This window comes from Nonomuraea harbinensis (assembly GCF_019396385.1).
Classification (GTDB): domain Bacteria; phylum Actinomycetota; class Actinomycetes; order Streptosporangiales; family Streptosporangiaceae; genus Nonomuraea; species Nonomuraea ferruginea.
Genome location: NZ_JAHKRN010000021.1, coordinates 65,037 through 80,538 on the forward strand (window position 1 = coordinate 65,037; position 15,502 = coordinate 80,538).

Here is a 15,502-nt window from a genome sequence, read left to right on the forward strand (position 1 = left end):
CCGGCGGAGGGCTGCCGGTCAGGGCGGGCCGGATGGCCGGTGGCGGGGTGCTGCTCGGCGGCCTGCTGGTCCGGGTACGTGGGCCTGCCCGCGCCGGGCTGTCCCGGATCTCCGTGATGCGGGGGTTGACCAGGAGGTGCCGCGTGCCGGGGGCGGGAGGGCCGTTCCGGATCGTACGGCGGGTCGTCCTGTTCCGGCGGGACCTGGTCGTACGGGCCGGGGGAGGGCGGGGTGTCGGGTTCCTGCGGGCGCCGGTGGTCCTTCCTGGGAGCGAACCAGTCGCGTTCGTTGCTCATCGGCAGATCACTTCTCGGCGGTGGAGTAGACGTCCTGGGCGGAGCCGACGAGCTTGCGCGCCGCCGCCTCGTCCAGCGCGAGGTCGATCTCGGCCTCCGGCTGGTACGGCTCGACCAGCGCCGTCGGCGGCAGCCCGACGACCAGCCGGGCGCCGGCGAGCACGGAGGCGGGCACCTCGAAGAAGTACGACCCCCCGGCCCAGATGTCGGGCTGCACCCACTTGGCGCTGGCCGTGGCCGAACTGTCGATCCGGTCGGTGGCGGAGAACTTCTTGCCGTCGGCGGTCAGCAGCACGGCCGGCCCGAGCTTGTACGGCTTGAGCTTGGACTTGGCGGAGACGTCGACGACGAGGAACAGGCGGTCCGTCTTGAGCGTGTCGGAGAGGTGCCGGATGCTCTTGGCCGCGGTGACCGAGTTGAGCCGGACGACGAACCGGGTGGCGTCGACGTTCTCACCCTTGCCGCCGAGGTAGGTCAGCGGGGCGGAGTACTCGTTGTGGCTGAGGTCCAGCGACTGCAGGCCGATCGCCGCGCCCAGGAGCACGAGCCCGACGGCGGCGTTGAGCAGCCGCGAGCCGCCCCGCCGCCCGGAGCGCCGGCCGGGGGCCTCGGGAGCCTCGGGGCGCCGGGCGGTGGCGGTCACGCCGAGCCTCCGGTCTTGACGGGGAGCGTCACCTTGGCCTGGACGGTCGGCACCCACTTCTCGCCCGCCTGCTCGGTGACCATCTGCCACCGGACGGTCTCGTCCTGGAAGCCGGGCTCGTACGCGAAAGTCGCCACGTCGAGCGTCATCTGCTCGGGCGGCCGCTCGCCCGCGTCGAGCCGGTAGCGCACGACGACCTTGGTCGTCGTGCCCGGATGGAGCTGGTTCGTCTGGTCTTCCTCGGCCAGCGCGAAGGTGAACGGCCCCTTGCCCTCCTTGATCGCCGGCGTGATCCTGACCAGGGAGTTGGCGAAGGAGGAGCCGAACCCGGCCTGATCGGGCTTGGCGGGCGGCATGCCGACGCTCATGGTCTCGTCGCCCAGGTTGGTGACGTCGAAGACCATCTCCACGAACCGCTTGTCTTCTTCGAAGGTCAGCTCGCCCTTCTCCACCGTCACCCGCGCCTCGACGAACCTGGTGGAGTAGAGCCCCTGGTCGAGGACCGCGCCCTGGCTGAGCGTCTTGGGCGGCACCTCGACCTCCTCCAGTCCGCCGAGCAGCGCGACGATGCCGACGACGGTCACGGTCAGCAGGGCGATGACGGGCACCACGACCGGGCGTCTGTGTTCGCTGCTGCCGGCGGGCGCTTCCGTCATGGCTAGTGATGGTAATAGGTCAACCTTGTCCCACTCACCCCATTGCGCCCATCAAGCTGGCGGAATTGCCGAGAACCCTGCCGCAGCAGGGGTTGTAGCTCATACGCTGTCACGGAGCGGAGGGAAAACAGAACGACATAGCGCAGCCGGAGGGGGTCACGTGGCGGACGTGCATCCCGATCACGCGCAGCTCCAGGCCGACCGCATCTACCTGGGCTGGCAGTACATCCTGCCGCATCCCGACCCGGGCCCGCCGCCGAAACGGCCGTCTCCGGCGGAGGAGCCGCCCGTCACCGAGCGGGACGACGAGGAGCGGGCCGCGCTGCTGCGCCGCGAGCGGCTCCAGGAAGACATGCTGAACCGGCCGGTGCGGCTGGTGCGCGCGTTCATGCTCGTGCTGGCCGCGCTGATCGTCGTGCTGGCCCTGGTCGGCTACCTCGCCTGGCAGTTCGCGCTGATCGGCGTGCTCGCGGCCGGCGGGGTGGCGGCCATCTGCGCCTACGCGCTCGTCCAGGGCGACCGGGCGGTCCGCTACCGCGTGTCGGAGCAGCAGGCGAGGAACGACCGCCAGCGCCAGGAACGTGACAGGGAGCTGTTCAGGGCGCAGGAGGAGCACGCCCAGCTCTACCGCGAGTGGCAGGAGGAGAAGGAGCGCTTCGACCGCCAGCTCACCTGGTACGCGGTCGCGGTGCCCGACGAGATCGACCGGGTCGACGTGGCCGGCGGCACGCTGCCGGGCTGGTCGGCGCTGATCACGCTGCTCGGCGCGACCCGCCTCTACAGCGGCGGCCACCTGACGGTGCTCGACCTGTCGGAGGGCGCGATCGCCAAGGACCTGATCGAGCTGGCCCGCAAGGGCGGCGACGACCCGCTCGTGTGGGTGCTGCCGGTGGACCTGCCTCGGCTCGACCTGGGGGCGACGCTCAAGCCCGAGGCGTTCGCCGACGTGCTCGCGCACGTGGTCAGCGTGAGCGAGGAGCACCGCACCACCCGCGACCTCAGCTTCGACAACGCGATCCTGGAGCGGGTGCTCGAGGTGCTCGGCGAGAACGCCACGATCAGCCAGGTGACGGCCGCCCTGCGGGCGCTGGCGCAGGTCGGCGACCCGCGCGAGGACCTGCGGTTCGGCCTCATCACCGCCACCCAGCTGGAGCGCATCGGCACGCTGTTCGGGCGCGGGGTGAGCGACCGGGTGGTGATCGAGCGGGCCTGGGCGCTGGAGTCGCAGCTGCGCAAGCTGGAGACGCTCGGCACGCAGGCGGTCCGGCTGCCGCCCGCCCGGCTGCGCGTGGTCAGCATGGACCGGCAGGCCGGGGTGTTCGGCAACCGCGTGCTCGGCACGTACGTGGCGACCGCGCTCACCCACATCCTGCGCCAGTCGCCCGCCTCCGACCGGCCGTGGTACCACACGATCATCGTGGCGGGCGCCGACAAGCTCCGCGGCGACGTGCTCGACCGGCTCATGGACGCCTGCGAGACGTCCCGTACCGGACTGGTGCTGACCTACCGCTCGCTCACGCCGACCGTGCGCGAGCGGCTCGGCCGCGGCCACGCGGCGGTCGCGTTCATGCGGCTGGGCAACGCCGAGGACGCCAGGGTGGCGAGCGAGCACGTCGGCACCGAGCACCGGCTGGAGCTGGCCCAGCTCACCGAGACGATCAGCGAGTCGCTGCCGGGCCTGGACGGCGGCTACACCTCCACCATCGAGCAGCTCGACGACGCCGGCGGGCGGCCCGACGAGAGCGCCGCGGACCTGGCCGAGGACATCACCGAGTCGACCGAGTGGGGCCGCACCGCCGACAAGATCTCGGAGAAGGAGCGGGTGCTGCAGCGCTCGCGCGAGTTCCTCGTCGAGCCGCACCAGCTCCAGCAGCTCCCCACCACGTCGGTGATCGTCACCGACGCGACCGCGCACGGCCGGCGGGTCCGCCTGGCCGACGCCAACCCGGCTATCCTGACCTTCCCCAAGACGACGCTCGCCGAGCTGGAGGAGGTGCGCGAGACCACGATCCAGGAGCCCTCCGAGAACGGCCACCGCGAGCCGCCGCCGAACCTCGGCCCGCCACCGGCACGCCTCGACTGGCGCAAGGACAGGCAATGACAGGCAAGGAAATGGTCAAAGTCCACGTGATGCGCTGGCGTTCGGCGGGAGTTTACTGACAACCGTCTGTGGGGGGATGAAATGCAGCCGAGTGTGTCGCTGAGCGGACCCTGGTACCGGATCCAGTCGATCGCCGCTCCCTCGCGCAGCTCGTCGGCCGAGTGGGATTTCGTCACCGTGCTGCCCGCCGCGCTGTCGGCGGCGGCGCGCGACAGGCCGTTCGTCATCGGCTGGCTCTCGCGCGGGTCGGGCGCGCCGCTGGAGCTGATCACGAACGCGGGCCCGCTGTCGCCGCCCCGGCAGCCGCGCCGCTCGCCGGAGTCGACCGACCGCCCGGCCGGGCCGCAGCCGCTGCTCTTCCCCGGCGGCGCGCGCGGCGTCGAGCTCGACGACGGCTACCTGGCCGACCTGGCGGACCTGGTCTGGACCCCGTGCCCCGGCCGTCAGGCGCCGCCGCTCGGGGGCCGCAGGGAGCCGGACGCCGACGAGCTGAAGAGGCCGACGCTGTTCGAGGCGACGCTGGTCACGCTGATGTCGCGGCCCTTCGCGTGGCTGGTCGTGGCCGAGCCGACCGACCTGCTCGACGCCGAGGTGGCTCACCTGCGCACCCAGCTCAACGTGCTCAGGCAGTACGGCGACGCCTCCGAGCGGTCCAGGTTCGACGCCGAGCGGGCCGAGCGGCGCATGCAGGAGCTCGACGCCTTCCGCGAGGCCGGGCTCTGGAACGTCCGGGTGCTGGCCGGCGCGGCCAACCCCGACGAACTGCGGCAGATCGCGCCCGTCCTGGTCGGGTCGGTGGAGATGAGCCATCACCCGTACCGGCTGCGCAGCGCGCACGGCGCGGTGCACGCGCTGCCGGAGGCGCTGGCGCTGACCATGCAGGACCCCGCCGACGGCGCGGCGGCCCCGTTCGCCGCCACGGCGGGGGCGCTGGCGGCGCTGGCCGGGCTGCCCAGGCGCGAGGTGCCGGGCGTGCGGGTGCTCGACTCCGGGTTCTTCGACGTGACGTCCGAGGCCGGGGAGGGCGAGCTGGAGCTGGGCGAGATCCTCGACGGCCAGGACCGGCCGGTCGGCTCGTTCCGGGTGCCGCTGGCCACGCTCAACCGGCACGCGTTCGTCACCGGCGCCACCGGCTCGGGCAAGTCGCAGACCGTCAGGCACCTGCTGGAGCAGCTCAGCAACGCGGGCATCCCGTGGCTGGCCATCGAGGCGGCCAAGTCCGAGTACGCGGCCATCGCCGGGCGGGTCGAACCGGCGCAGGTCACCGTGATCAACCCGTCGGCGCCCGACGGCGTGCCGTTCAGCGTGAACCCGCTGGAGCCGGAGCCCGGCTACCCGGTGCAGGCGCACATCGACATGATCAGGGCGCTGTTCATGGCGGCGTTCGACGCCGAGGAGCCGTTCCCGCAGATCATGTCGCTGGCGTTGCAGCGCGTGTACGAGGCCACGGGCTGGGACGTCGTCACCGGCGGCGCCGTGCCCGGGTCGAAGGTGCCGCCCAGCGTGCCCACGCTGGAGCAGCTCCAGCGGCACGCGATGGACGTCATCCAGGAGATCGGCTACGGCCGCGAGGTGCAGGCCGACGTGGAGGGGTTCATCTCGCTGCGGCTGCGCTCGCTGCGCGTCGGCTCGGCCGGCCGGTTCTTCGAGGGCGGCCACCCTGCCGACATCGGCGGGCTGCTGCGCCGCAACGTGGTGCTGGCGATCGAGGACGTGGCCAACGACGAGGACAAGGCGTTCCTCATGGGCACGCTGATCATCCGGGTCGTCGAACATCTGCGGATGCGCGCCCGCCAGGAGAAGAGCGCCGGCCTGCGGCACGTCATCGTCATCGAGGAGGCGCACCGGCTGCTGCGCGACCGCGGCACCGGCCGGGCCGCCACGCACGCGGTGGAGCTGCTGGCCGGCATGCTCGCCGAGATCAGGGCGTACGGCGAGGGCATCGTGGTGGCCGAGCAGATCCCCACCAAGCTGGTCTCCGACGTGGTCAAGAACACCGCGCTCAAGGTCGTGCACCGGCTGCCCGCCGAGGACGACCGGCAGCTCGTCGGCGCGGCCATGAACCTCAGCGAGGAGCAGTCCCGCCAGGTCGTCTCGCTGCCGCCCGGCGACGCGGCCGTGTTCGCCGACGGGATGGACCGGCCGCTGCGGGTGCGCGTGCCGCTCGGCGAGTCGCGCGAGAAGGCGCTGGCCGGCCCGCCGCCGCCGATCAGGGGCCGCCGCTCGGCCGCCTGCGGCGCGCCGTGCCGCACCGGCCAGGCCTGCACGCTGGTGGAGCTGCGCGAGGCCGACGTGCTCGCCGACGCGCCCGAGTGGGCGTGGCTGCGCATCTGGTGCGACACGGTCGTGCTCGCCTTCGTCAGCAACCGGCCGCTGCCCGGCGTGCCGCGGGCGCTCGCGGCCGCCTGGGCCGAGCTGCCGGCCCGGCGCGCCGAGTGCCTGCTCGCCACGCTGGTCGAGCGCTCGGTGCGGCGCCGCGCCTGGGCGCTGCGGAGCTGGTTCGACCCGGCGCTGCTCACCGAGAAGGCGGCCGCCGCCGCCACCCGCCTGCTGGGCGGCCAGGGGGGCGGCGAGCGCCCCGGCGCCTCGTGGGTGCTCCCGCAGGTGCGCTGGCTGCACGAGGTCGACAGGCTCTTCCCGTACGGGCGGCCCGCGCCGGACCTGCGCACCCCCGCCCCGCCGATGGAGTACGCGATCTTCCGGCAGAACGGCGACGGCCCGCACCCGGAGCCCCACGGGGAGTTGCTCGGCCACCGGGCCAAGGCGCTGCGCCACCACCCGCTGTCGATGGAGATGGACCACAACAGGGAGCTGGCCTGGCGGGTCATCCTGGGCGACGACGAGCACGAGGGCGTCAGGCGCGACGTCGACGCGGTGGCCATCGGCGTCGAGCCGCAGGCCAGGCTCCGGCACGTCGGCCAGATCATGGGGGCCGGGTGGCTGGAAGGGGTGCTGGCGTGGCCGCACAGGTTCGTGCTGCCGTTCGGGCACGACAGCGCGCCCGAGATCTCGTTCGCGGAGCCTCACCTGGCGGAACAGGTCCGGTGATCGCGAGTAAGCGGTTGGGCATGTCCGATCCGGACTAGGATTTGTCAGCATGACCCAGCTTTCACTGCGGGCTCAGCTCGCGAGCGCCCTGGGCCGCAGTGCCGCCACGCTGTCCAGGATGACCGGGCGCGGCGACGGCTCGGTGATCGGCGGGCGGGTCGGCCTGATGCTCGAGCCCGACCTGCTCCGCAAGCTTGCCCGCGACCGCAAGCTGGCCCTGGTCAGCGCGACCAACGGCAAGACGACCACGACGCGGCTGATCACGTCCGCACTGCTGGAGCTGGGGGAGGTGGCCACCAACGCGTTCGGCGCCAACATGCCCGCGGGCCACGTCTCCGCCCTCTCCACGCACAAGAACGCGCCCTACGGCGTGCTGGAGGTCGACGAGAAATACCTGCCCGAGGTGCTCGACACCACCGGCGCGGGCGTCGTCTGCCTGATGAACCTCAGCCGCGACCAGATGGACCGCGCCGCCGAGATCTGGCTCCTGGCGCAGAAGTGGCGCAACGCCCTGTCGGGCAAGCCCACCCACGTCATCGCCAACTGCGACGACCCGCTGGTCACCTGGGGCGCCTCCACGGCCACCAAGGTCACCTGGGTGGCCGGCGGGCAGCGCTGGAAGGAAGACTCCTGGAGCTGCCCCGAGTGCGGCGGCCCGCTGGAGCGCAAGGACGCCGACTGGGCCTGCCGCGAGTGCACCTTCCACCGGCCCGAGCCGCAGTGGGTGCTCGACGACGACGCGGTGATCGACCCGCGCGGCCAGCGCTGGCTGATCGACATCCAGCTTCCCGGCCTGGCCAACCGGTCCAACGCGGCGATGGCGCTGGCCGTCGCCGACGCGTTCGGGCTGTCGGTGGAGCGGGCGATGCCCCGGCTGCGCGAGGTGACCTCGGTCGCCGGCCGCTACACGACGGTCGAGCGCGACGGCCGCCAGGCGCGGCTGCTGCTGTCCAAGAACCCCGCGGGCTGGCTGGAGGCGTTCGACGTCTCCGACCCCAACCTGCCGATCATCCTGTCGGTCAACGCGCAGGGCCCCGACGGCCGCGACACCTCCTGGCTGTGGGACGTCGACTACCGCATCCTGCGCGGGCGGCCCGTGTTCGTGACCGGTGAGCGCCGCCTCGACCTGGCGCTCCGGCTCGAAGTGGCCGACGTGCCGTTCGCGCTCTGCGCGTCGTTCTCGGAGGCGCTGGCCATGCAGCCGCCCGGCCGGGTCGACGTGATCGCCAACTACACCGCCTTCCAGCAGATCCGATCGGAGTTCGGCCGTGCCGTCTGACAGCGCCCTGCGCATCGTCTGGATCTACCCCGACCTGCTGAGCACCTACGGCGACCAGGGCAACGTGCTCGTCCTGGAGCATCGCGCCCAGCGCCGCGGGATCGAGACGGAGACGGTCCACGTCCGCTCCTCCGACCCGGTGCCGGAGACCGGCGACGTCTACCTCATCGGCGGCGGCGAGGACCGGCCGCAGATCCTCGCGGCCGAGCGGCTGCGCCGCGACGGCGGCCTGCAGCGCGCGGTCACCCGCGGCGCCTCCCTGCTCGCCGTCTGCGCCGGCTACCAGATCATGGGCAGCACGTTCGGCGGCGAGGAGGGCCAGCCGGTCGACGGCATCGGCCTGCTCGACCTCGCCAGCGCCCGGGGTCCCGCGAGGGCCGTGGGCGAGCTGGTGGCCGAGGTCGACGCCGCGCTCGGGCTGCCGACGCTGACCGGGTTCGAGAACCACATGGGCGTCACCCGTCTCGGCCCCGGCGTCAAGCCGCTGTCGAGGACCGTGAAGGGCGTCGGCAACGGCGACGGCTTCGAGGGCTGCTACGCCGGCCACGTGGTCGGCACCTACCTGCACGGCCCCGCCCTGGCCCGCAACCCGGCGCTGGCCGACCTGCTGCTGTCGTGGCGGGTGGGCGAGCTGGCCCCGCTCGACGACACCCGCTACGAGCAGCTCCGCCAGGAACGGCTCAGCGCCGTGCTGGCCCAGTAGGTCAGTAGACGAGCGCCTGGACGCCCTCGTCCGTCACCTCCTCGACGAACGTGGGCGCTCCGGCGATGCGCACGCCCTCGATCACGTCCTCGACCGTGATCTCGCGCCGCGCCGCACACTGCGTGCAGAGCGTCACCCGCCCGCCGGCCAGCACCGCGCCGAGCAACTCGGCGAGCGGGACCGCGTGGGGCAGCTCGAACTTCTCGGCCCGGCCGGGGAGCGCGAACCACGCGGACTCGCCGGTCAGCCAGACGGAGACGGGAACCCCGCTCGCGAGCGCCGCGGCCGCGACCGTGAACGCCTGGTTGCAGCGCTCGGGGTCGTCGGCGCCCGCCGTCACCTTGATCACCAGTGATCGTGCCATGCCCGCCACCCTAGAACGTCACCCGCCCGCCCCGCGCCACTAGGGTTCTGCATATGGAGGAACCACAGGTGCATCCTGACCTGGAACCGATCGCTTTCCTGCTCGGACGGTGGGAAGGCGCCGGCGTCGGGGGCTACCCGACGATCGAGAGCTTCAACTTCGGTCAGGAGATCGAGTTCGGCCACAACGGCAAGCCCTTCCTGACGTACGTGAGCCGCACCTGGCTGCTCGACCAGGACGGCAACCGGGTCAGGCCGCTGGCCACGGAGTCGGGCTACTGGCGGGCGCTGCCGGAACGGCAGCTGGAGGTGGTGCTGTCGCACCCGACCGGCATCGTGGAGATCTACGTCGGCGAGGTCGTCTTCCACAAGATCGACCTGCGGACGGATGTGGTGGCGCGCACGGTCACGGCCAAGGAGTACACCGCGGGCCGCCGCCTCTACGGGCTGGTCAACGGCAACCTGATGTGGGCCTACGACATGGCCGCGGTGGGGCATCCGCTCACGTCGCACATGTCGGCGGAGCTGAAGAAGGTCGGCTGAGAAACGAAGAAGGGCCCCGGGCGACGTTCCGCTCTCGGGGAGAGCGGGCCGGATGGACCAAAGGCGATGACAGGTGTCACGCCCTCCGGCTGCCAGGGGCCCCGGTGGTTGCCTCGTACTCGCGAACGACTGCGAGACAACAGCCCGCGTCGTCAGCGGACAACCACCTCGCTGGTCCTCTTATGGCTAACCATTATGTGGACCACCTCCTTTCCGCGTATTCACGAAGCTATGCGGTCTCCGGCTGACAGGGCAAGCGATTAACGTCCGGCCGTAGACTCGGGGCATGACGGAGACGCAGTGGCATGAGGAGCTTCGCGCCAAGGGTTACCGGGTCACTCCGCAGCGCCAGCTCGTCCTGGAGGCGGTCAAGGAGCTGGAGCACGCCACGCCCGAGGAGATCTGCGGCAAGGTACGCGAGACCGCCCGCGGGGTCAACATCTCCACCGTCTACCGCACTCTGGAGCTGCTCGAAGAGCTCGGCATGGTGACCCACACCCACCTGGGTCACGGCGCCCCGACCTACCACCTGGCGGCCGAGGCCGACCACGTCCACCTGGTGTGCCGGGGCTGCGGCCAGGTCATCGAGGTCCGGCCCGAGCTGGCCGAAGGGCTGGTGCGCGGGCTCGACGACGAGCTGGGGTTCGCGGCCGACGTCCACCACCTGACCGTCTTCGGGCGCTGCCGCGAGTGCCGATAGCCTGGGAGGTATGCGTAGCCCACTGCTGGATCTGCCGGGAGCCGTCGCAGCCGACGCCCCCGACGCCGACGTCGCGGCACACTACGGCGACCTGTTCGCCGAGCAGCGCGCGCTGGTCAAAGGCGAGGCGGTCGTCGACCGGAGCAACCGCGAGGTGGTGCGCGTCTCCGGGGCCGACCGGCTGACCTGGCTCAACGACCTCACCTCGCAGAAACTCGACACCCTCCGGCCGGGCGAGTGGACGCAGACGCTCGTGCTCGACCCCCAAGGCCGCGTCGAACACCACCTGACCCTGGTCGACGACGGTGAGTCCGTGCTGGCCCACGTCGAGCCCGGCACCGCCGACGCCCTGATCGGCTACCTCGACCGGATGCGGTTCATGCTCAGGGTCGAGGTGACGCGGGCCGACGACCTCGCGGTGTTGTCCACCGCCGCCGGCGACTCCTACGTGCCGCGCGCCGAGCTGGGCGACCACCTGGGCAAGCCGCTCGCGGGCCTGTGGGCGTACGAGGCGCTGCGGATCGAGGCGCACCGGCCGCGGCTGGGGTTCGACACCGACCACAAGACGATCCCCCACGAAGTGGGCTGGATCGGCCCGGCGGTCCACCTCACCAAGGGCTGCTACCGCGGCCAGGAGACGGTCGCCCGCGTCCACAACCTGGGCCACCCGCCGCGGCGGCTGGTCTTCCTGCACCTCGACGGCAGCGTCGACACGCTGCCCGCGCACGGCGCGCCGGTGATCTTCGAGAGCCAGGAGGTCGGCACCGTCGGCTCGGCGGCCCGCCACCACGAGCTCGGGCCCATCGCGCTGGCGGTGATCAAGCGGACGGTCCCGGTCGACGCCCAGCTTCTGGCGGGCGGCGTGGCGGCCGCCCAGGAGGTCGTGGTGCCGCCCGACGCGGGCCGCAACGTGAGCATCGACCCGGGGCTGCGGCGGCGCATCAGATAGCGGTTAGACGTCCACGATCAGCGTGATCGGGCCGTCGTTGACGAGCGACACCTTCATGTCGGCGCCGAAGCTGCCCGTCTCCACGTGCGCGCCCAGCCCGCGCAGCTCCTCGACCACCGCATCGACCAGCGGCTCGGCGACGGGTCCCGGCGCGGCGGCCTGCCAGGTGGGGCGCCTGCCCTTGCGGGCGTCGCCGTACAGGGTGAACTGGCTGATCACCAGGAGCGGCGCGGCCACGTCGGAGCACGACTTCTCGCCGTGCAGGACGCGCAGGCCCCACAGCTTGGCGGCCAGCTTGGCCGCCTGGGCCCGCGTGTCGGTGTGGGTCACACCCACCAGGACGAGGAGGCCGGGCTCGTCGATCGCGCCGACCGTCTGCCCGTCGACGGCCACCGAGGCGGAGCTCACCCGCTGAACGACTGCTCGCATGGGATCCCATTCTGGCCCAGCCGTGAGACCTCCGTAGACTCGTGACGAAAGGGGTGCGTGATGTCGCTGGTCGTGGAGGTCGTCCGGTCCGGGTTCGTGGAGTCCAGGCACGAGGTGCGCATGCTGGCCCTCGACACCGTGGGCAGCCCCGCCGAGGCGCACGGGGCGGTGCACGTGCCGGCCTCGCCCCGCTCGACCATGAAGCCGCTGCAGGCGCTGGCCATGCTCCACAACGGCCTCAACCTGAGCGGCGAGCTGCTGGCGCTGGCCTGCGCCTCCCACGCGGGCGAGCCCTTCCACGTCGAAGGCGTCACGAAGATCCTGGCCGGGGCGGGGCTCGACGAGTCGGCGTTGCTCTGTCCCGAGGACTACCCGGAGGACCGGGCGGTGACCGAGCGCGGCCGCCTCTACATGAACTGCTCGGGCAAGCACGCCGCCATGCTCGCCGCGTGCGTCGCCAACGGCTGGCCCACCGCCTCCTACCTGGCGGTCACCCACCCGCTGCAGCGGGCGATCCGGACCACCGTGGAGGAGCTGACCGGCGAGCGGATCACCGCCTCGGGCGTCGACGGGTGCGGGGCGCCGCTGTTCTTCGTCTCGATGCTGGGCGTGGCCAAGGCGTTCCGGTCGCTCGCGCTGGCCGCCGACGACAGCAGGGAGCGGGCCGTGTTCGACGCGATGCGCGCCCATCCCGAGTGGACGTCAGGCACCCATCGGCCGGAGGCCGCGCTCATGCGGGCGCTGCCCGGCCTGCTGGTGAAGGCGGGCGCGGAGGGCTTCCAGGCGTTCGTGTTCGAGGACGGCAGGACCGGCGTCATCAAGATCGAGGACGGCTCGGGCCGGGCCCGCACCCCGCTCACCGTGGCGGCGCTGCGCTCGCTCGGCCTGACCTCGCCGGCGCTCGACGGGCTCGCCGTCCACCGCGTGATGGGCGGCGGCGAGCCGGTGGGCGAGCTGCGCGTGCGCACCACCCACCGCTGACCTCAGAGCGTGCGGAACTGACGGCTCGCCGAGATCGCGCCCGACGTGGTCGTGGTGAACGTGCGCATCGAGCCGGCGAACTTCGACAGGTCCCACTCCGCCGGGCCGTGGTACCAGTAGAGGTTGTCGGCCTGGTGTCCGTTGCCGGTCACCGACGCCACCAGCCGCGACCAGTGCTCCACCCCGTCGAAGATCACGGCGTACGGGAGATAGCGGGAGAACAGCTCGACCCGGTCCTTCTCCGCGACGTTGCCCACGTCGCCGGAGAAGAGGAAGTCGCGGAAGCCGAGCGTGTGCGCGAGCGCCGCCGCCCCCTTGGCGGTCTTGGCCGGCATGTACTGGCCGCCGACGGCCAGCGCGCCACCCGCGATGATGACGGCCAGCCCCAGCAGGCCGTAGGAGGTGAACCAGGCGAGCAGGGCCGTGGACACCACGCCGGCGACCAGGAGCACGACGCCGACCGTGGTCCAGAGGGTGCGCTCGGCGTCGGGACGGCGGGCGAACCAGCCCTGCCGCACCACGTCGGTGTAGAGGGCGTCGCGGACCTTGCCCAGGTGGGCCGCGAACGAGCCGGACAGCTGCGACAGCAGCACCGCCTCACGCCCCTCGAAGATGGCGTCGTAGAGCGCCTGCTCGTACGGCAGCAGCGTGTGGGACGGCGCGTGCGGCAGCCGCACCAGCAGCCAGTCGGGGGCGTCGTAGGCCTGCCGGGGCTGCTCGTCGATCCGCAGATAGCCGCGTACGGCGAGGTCCACGATGGTCGCGGTCACGTCGACCACGTCGGCCTGCTCGTCCACCAGCGTGCCGATCTGGCCCGGACGGACGCCGTCGGGCGGGGAGAAGTGGCCGTTCCGCACGGGGTTGACCGCGCCCGTCTCGTGGCTGACGACGCGGGCGTCACGGCCCCGCGTCCAGTAGAGCAGTGCCACGCCGCCGAGCAGCAGCACCAGCAGGGCCGCCAGCGCGCCGCCGGTCACCGGGTTGAGCGCGAACGCGCCGGCCAGGGAGAAGCGCTTGTCGAGGATCGGCTGCCCGCCGCTCGCGCCCTCGGGGAAGCCCACCACGACGGTGAGGGCCTGACCGGGCGCGAGGCCCTCCTGCTCGAAGTCGGCCTGGGTGCCGGTGTGGTCCATCGCCGCGGAGGTGCAGCCGATGGCGGAGGTGAGCTCGCCGGCGAAGCACGAGAGGTTCTGCACCAGGCCGGGGCCGGTGACCTTGACCGTGGCCTTGTCGACGGCGGTGTCCCAGCCGCTCACCGCGAACCAGCGCAGCTCCTCGGCGTCACCGGCGGGGGCGACCGCGCCCTTCACGTCGTACTCGACGGTCGCGGGCGAGGTGACCGTCAGGACGCCGTCGGCGTAGGTGCCGCCTTTGACGTTGGAGATCTCGTAGAGGCGGTCGTTGGCGTCGTCGTGGCGCGTGCGGGTGAGGAACGTCCGCTTCAGCTCGCCAGAGCCGCCCTCGAGCTTCTCGACGACGTGGACGGTGCCGCCTTTGCCCAGGGTCATGGTGACGTCGGCGGTGATGCCGGCGTTCGCCGCCATGGCGGGAGCGGCGATCAGCGCGAGAGCGGTCGTCACCAGTGCGGCCAGCGTCAGCCTGAAACCCGTCATGGCCGGTCATCGTATCGGGTCCGCCTGACACATCCGTAGGTGTCTGGATCAGTCGGAGATCGCGATGCGCAGCCGGCGGAAGCCGCGGCCCTTGCTCTCGACCTTGGTCACCTTGATGCGGCCGATCTGCTTGGTGGAGGCCACGTGGGTGCCGCCGTCGGCCTGGGTGTCGAGGCCGACGATGTCGACGATCCGCACGTCGCGCACCTCCGGCGGCACCAGGTTGGTGGCGGTGCGGATGATGTCGGGGATCGCGAACGCCTCGTCACGCGGCAGCACCCGCACGTCGATGCGGCGGTCGGCGAGGATCTCGGCGTTGCAGGCGTCCTCGACGGCCTCCTTGAAGCCGGGCGGCACCTCGGGCAGGTTGAAGTCCATCCGGGCGGTCAGCGGCTCCATGTTGCCGCCGGTGACCGGGCAGCGGAAGTCGCGGAAGACCACCCCGCACAGCACGTGGAGGCCGGAGTGGGTGCGCATCAGCGCGGAGCGCCGCTCGTCCGCCACGGCGGCGCGCACGACCGTGCCCACCGGCGGGATCGGGTCGCCCTCGGCGGGGATCAGCTGGAGGTCGTCGCCCTTGCGGACGCCGACGACGCGGGTCTCGACGCCCTGCCAGATGAGCACGCCGTGGTCGGCGGGCTGGCCGCCCCCGCCGGGGTAGAAGGCCGACCTGTTGACCACGATGCCCTCGGGGGTCGCGTCGAGGACCACGGCCTCGAAGTCGCGCAGGCTCTGGTCGGAGAGTTCGAGGCGCTCGGTGCGCCCGTGCAGCTCGGTGGTCATGCCGCGCGTCACCAGGGGCCGTAGGGGCCGCTGTTGCCGCCGCGCCCGCCCATGCCCTTCACCGCGGGCTTGACGTCCACGATGTAGATGGCGGCGGCGATCACCGCGGCGATGGAGAACAGCCCCAGCCCGATGCCCAGGAAGGCACGGCCTCCGATGACCAGGAAGTTGATCACGTACGAGTAGGCGCCGGCGGCCGAGAACAGCGTGGCCAGGATCAGGATGATCAGCCAGATGTTCTTCTGCAGCTTGCCCGCCGAGACGAACGCGTCGGCCGGCACCCGGAGCGCATGCACCAGCGCGTATCCCGACATGCCCAGAACGATCAGGGACAGCACCGAGAAGAGGAGGTTGAAGACCAGGTTGATGAATTGCATGTGTTGGCTCCCGCCCAATGCCGCGATGAGTCGGGCTT

15 protein-coding genes are annotated in these 15,502 nt (G+C 72.1%); 8 read left to right on the forward strand and 7 right to left on the reverse strand.

Annotation, left to right across the window (positions count from 1 at the left end):
* Positions 1-303: 303 nt before the first annotated feature.
* Complete coding sequence (locus KME79_RS22320) at positions 304-939, reverse strand: hypothetical protein (RefSeq protein WP_219546149.1); 636 nt, start codon at positions 937-939, stop codon at positions 304-306.
* Positions 936-1,595, reverse strand: a complete 660-nt coding sequence (locus KME79_RS22325) for a hypothetical protein (RefSeq protein WP_148036663.1) — start codon at positions 1,593-1,595, stop codon at positions 936-938. Before KME79_RS22325 ends, KME79_RS22320 begins: the two co-directional genes overlap by 4 nt.
* 160 nt (positions 1,596-1,755) lie before the next feature.
* Between KME79_RS22325 and KME79_RS22330 the strand changes: the two genes are divergently transcribed.
* From KME79_RS22330 to KME79_RS22345, 4 genes are all read left to right on the forward strand, one after another.
* Complete coding sequence (locus KME79_RS22330; protein WP_148036664.1) at positions 1,756-3,696, forward strand: hypothetical protein; 1,941 nt, start codon at positions 1,756-1,758, stop codon at positions 3,694-3,696.
* 93 nt (positions 3,697-3,789) lie between these two features.
* A complete protein-coding gene (locus KME79_RS22335; protein WP_308249008.1) occupies positions 3,790-6,744 on the forward strand; it encodes an ATP-binding protein in 2,955 nt (984 codons plus the stop codon).
* A 49-nt stretch (positions 6,745-6,793) separates the two neighbouring features.
* Positions 6,794-8,023, forward strand: a complete 1,230-nt coding sequence (locus tag KME79_RS22340) for a MurT ligase domain-containing protein (RefSeq protein ID WP_219546151.1) — start codon at positions 6,794-6,796, stop codon at positions 8,021-8,023.
* Positions 8,013-8,726: a type 1 glutamine amidotransferase gene (locus KME79_RS22345; protein ID WP_148036667.1), complete on the forward strand. Its 714-nt coding sequence runs from the start codon at positions 8,013-8,015 to the stop codon at positions 8,724-8,726. Before KME79_RS22340 ends, KME79_RS22345 begins: the two co-directional genes overlap by 11 nt.
* Before the next feature lies 1 nt (position 8,727).
* Here KME79_RS22345 and KME79_RS22350 read toward each other — a convergent pair whose 3' ends face one another.
* The gene (locus tag KME79_RS22350; protein WP_219546152.1) at positions 8,728-9,090 is read right to left on the reverse strand and encodes a DsrE family protein; all 363 of its coding nucleotides are present in this window, start codon (positions 9,088-9,090) and stop codon (positions 8,728-8,730) included.
* Positions 9,091-9,143: 53 nt separating this feature from the next.
* On the opposite strand from KME79_RS22350, the gene KME79_RS22355 reads away from it, so the two are divergent.
* From KME79_RS22355 to ygfZ, 3 genes are all read left to right on the forward strand, one after another.
* The gene (locus KME79_RS22355; protein WP_148036669.1) at positions 9,144-9,632 is read left to right on the forward strand and encodes a heme-binding beta-barrel domain-containing protein; all 489 of its coding nucleotides are present in this window, start codon (positions 9,144-9,146) and stop codon (positions 9,630-9,632) included.
* 286 nt (positions 9,633-9,918) lie between these two features.
* Entirely contained in the window at positions 9,919-10,332 is a 414-nt protein-coding gene (locus KME79_RS22360; RefSeq protein WP_148036670.1) for a Fur family transcriptional regulator, read from the forward strand.
* 10 nt (positions 10,333-10,342) lie between these two features.
* The gene (gene ygfZ / locus KME79_RS22365) at positions 10,343-11,281 is read left to right on the forward strand and encodes a CAF17-like 4Fe-4S cluster assembly/insertion protein YgfZ (protein WP_219546153.1); all 939 of its coding nucleotides are present in this window, start codon (positions 10,343-10,345) and stop codon (positions 11,279-11,281) included.
* A 3-nt stretch (positions 11,282-11,284) separates the two neighbouring features.
* Here ygfZ and dtd read toward each other — a convergent pair whose 3' ends face one another.
* Positions 11,285-11,710: a D-aminoacyl-tRNA deacylase gene (dtd, locus tag KME79_RS22370; protein ID WP_219546154.1), complete on the reverse strand. Its 426-nt coding sequence runs from the start codon at positions 11,708-11,710 to the stop codon at positions 11,285-11,287.
* A gap of 60 nt (positions 11,711-11,770) precedes the next feature.
* On the opposite strand from dtd, the gene KME79_RS22375 reads away from it, so the two are divergent.
* Positions 11,771-12,691 (forward strand): asparaginase, encoded by a 921-nt coding sequence (locus KME79_RS22375; protein WP_219546155.1) that lies wholly within the window; start codon positions 11,771-11,773, stop codon positions 12,689-12,691.
* Positions 12,692-12,693: 2 nt separating this feature from the next.
* Here the strand turns inward: KME79_RS22375 and KME79_RS22380 are convergent, their stop codons facing one another.
* Genes KME79_RS22380 through KME79_RS22390 form a run of 3 tightly spaced genes read right to left on the reverse strand, consistent with a single transcriptional unit; the run spans position 12,694 to position 15,464 of the window.
* The gene (locus tag KME79_RS22380) at positions 12,694-14,304 is read right to left on the reverse strand and encodes a DUF2207 domain-containing protein (RefSeq protein WP_219546156.1); all 1,611 of its coding nucleotides are present in this window, start codon (positions 14,302-14,304) and stop codon (positions 12,694-12,696) included.
* Positions 14,305-14,352: 48 nt separating this feature from the next.
* A complete protein-coding gene (locus tag KME79_RS22385; protein WP_219546157.1) occupies positions 14,353-15,087 on the reverse strand; it encodes an alanyl-tRNA editing protein in 735 nt (244 codons plus the stop codon).
* Positions 15,088-15,095: 8 nt separating this feature from the next.
* Positions 15,096-15,464, reverse strand: a complete 369-nt coding sequence (locus tag KME79_RS22390; protein WP_148036676.1) for a DUF2516 family protein — start codon at positions 15,462-15,464, stop codon at positions 15,096-15,098.
* Positions 15,465-15,502: the final 38 nt, after the last annotated feature.

Excerpts from the sequence above, each read along its gene's own strand:
- KME79_RS22360 (WP_148036670.1), top strand. The coding sequence starts at position 9,919 with ATGACGGAGACGCAGTGGCATGAGGAGCTTCGCGCCAAGGGTTACCGG.
- KME79_RS22390 (WP_148036676.1), bottom strand. The coding sequence starts at position 15,464 with ATGCAATTCATCAACCTGGTCTTCAACCTCCTCTTCTCGGTGCTGTCC.
- ygfZ (WP_219546153.1), top strand. The coding sequence starts at position 10,343 with ATGCGTAGCCCACTGCTGGATCTGCCGGGAGCCGTCGCAGCCGACGCC.
- KME79_RS22340 (WP_219546151.1), top strand. The coding sequence starts at position 6,794 with ATGACCCAGCTTTCACTGCGGGCTCAGCTCGCGAGCGCCCTGGGCCGC.
- KME79_RS22350 (WP_219546152.1), bottom strand. The coding sequence starts at position 9,090 with ATGGCACGATCACTGGTGATCAAGGTGACGGCGGGCGCCGACGACCCC.
- KME79_RS22385 (WP_219546157.1), bottom strand. The coding sequence starts at position 15,087 with ATGACCACCGAGCTGCACGGGCGCACCGAGCGCCTCGAACTCTCCGAC.
- dtd (WP_219546154.1), bottom strand. The coding sequence starts at position 11,710 with ATGCGAGCAGTCGTTCAGCGGGTGAGCTCCGCCTCGGTGGCCGTCGAC.
- KME79_RS22325 (WP_148036663.1), bottom strand. The coding sequence starts at position 1,595 with ATGACGGAAGCGCCCGCCGGCAGCAGCGAACACAGACGCCCGGTCGTG.
- KME79_RS22355 (WP_148036669.1), top strand. The coding sequence starts at position 9,144 with ATGGAGGAACCACAGGTGCATCCTGACCTGGAACCGATCGCTTTCCTG.
- KME79_RS22380 (WP_219546156.1), bottom strand. The coding sequence starts at position 14,304 with ATGACGGGTTTCAGGCTGACGCTGGCCGCACTGGTGACGACCGCTCTC.
- KME79_RS22375 (WP_219546155.1), top strand. The coding sequence starts at position 11,771 with ATGTCGCTGGTCGTGGAGGTCGTCCGGTCCGGGTTCGTGGAGTCCAGG.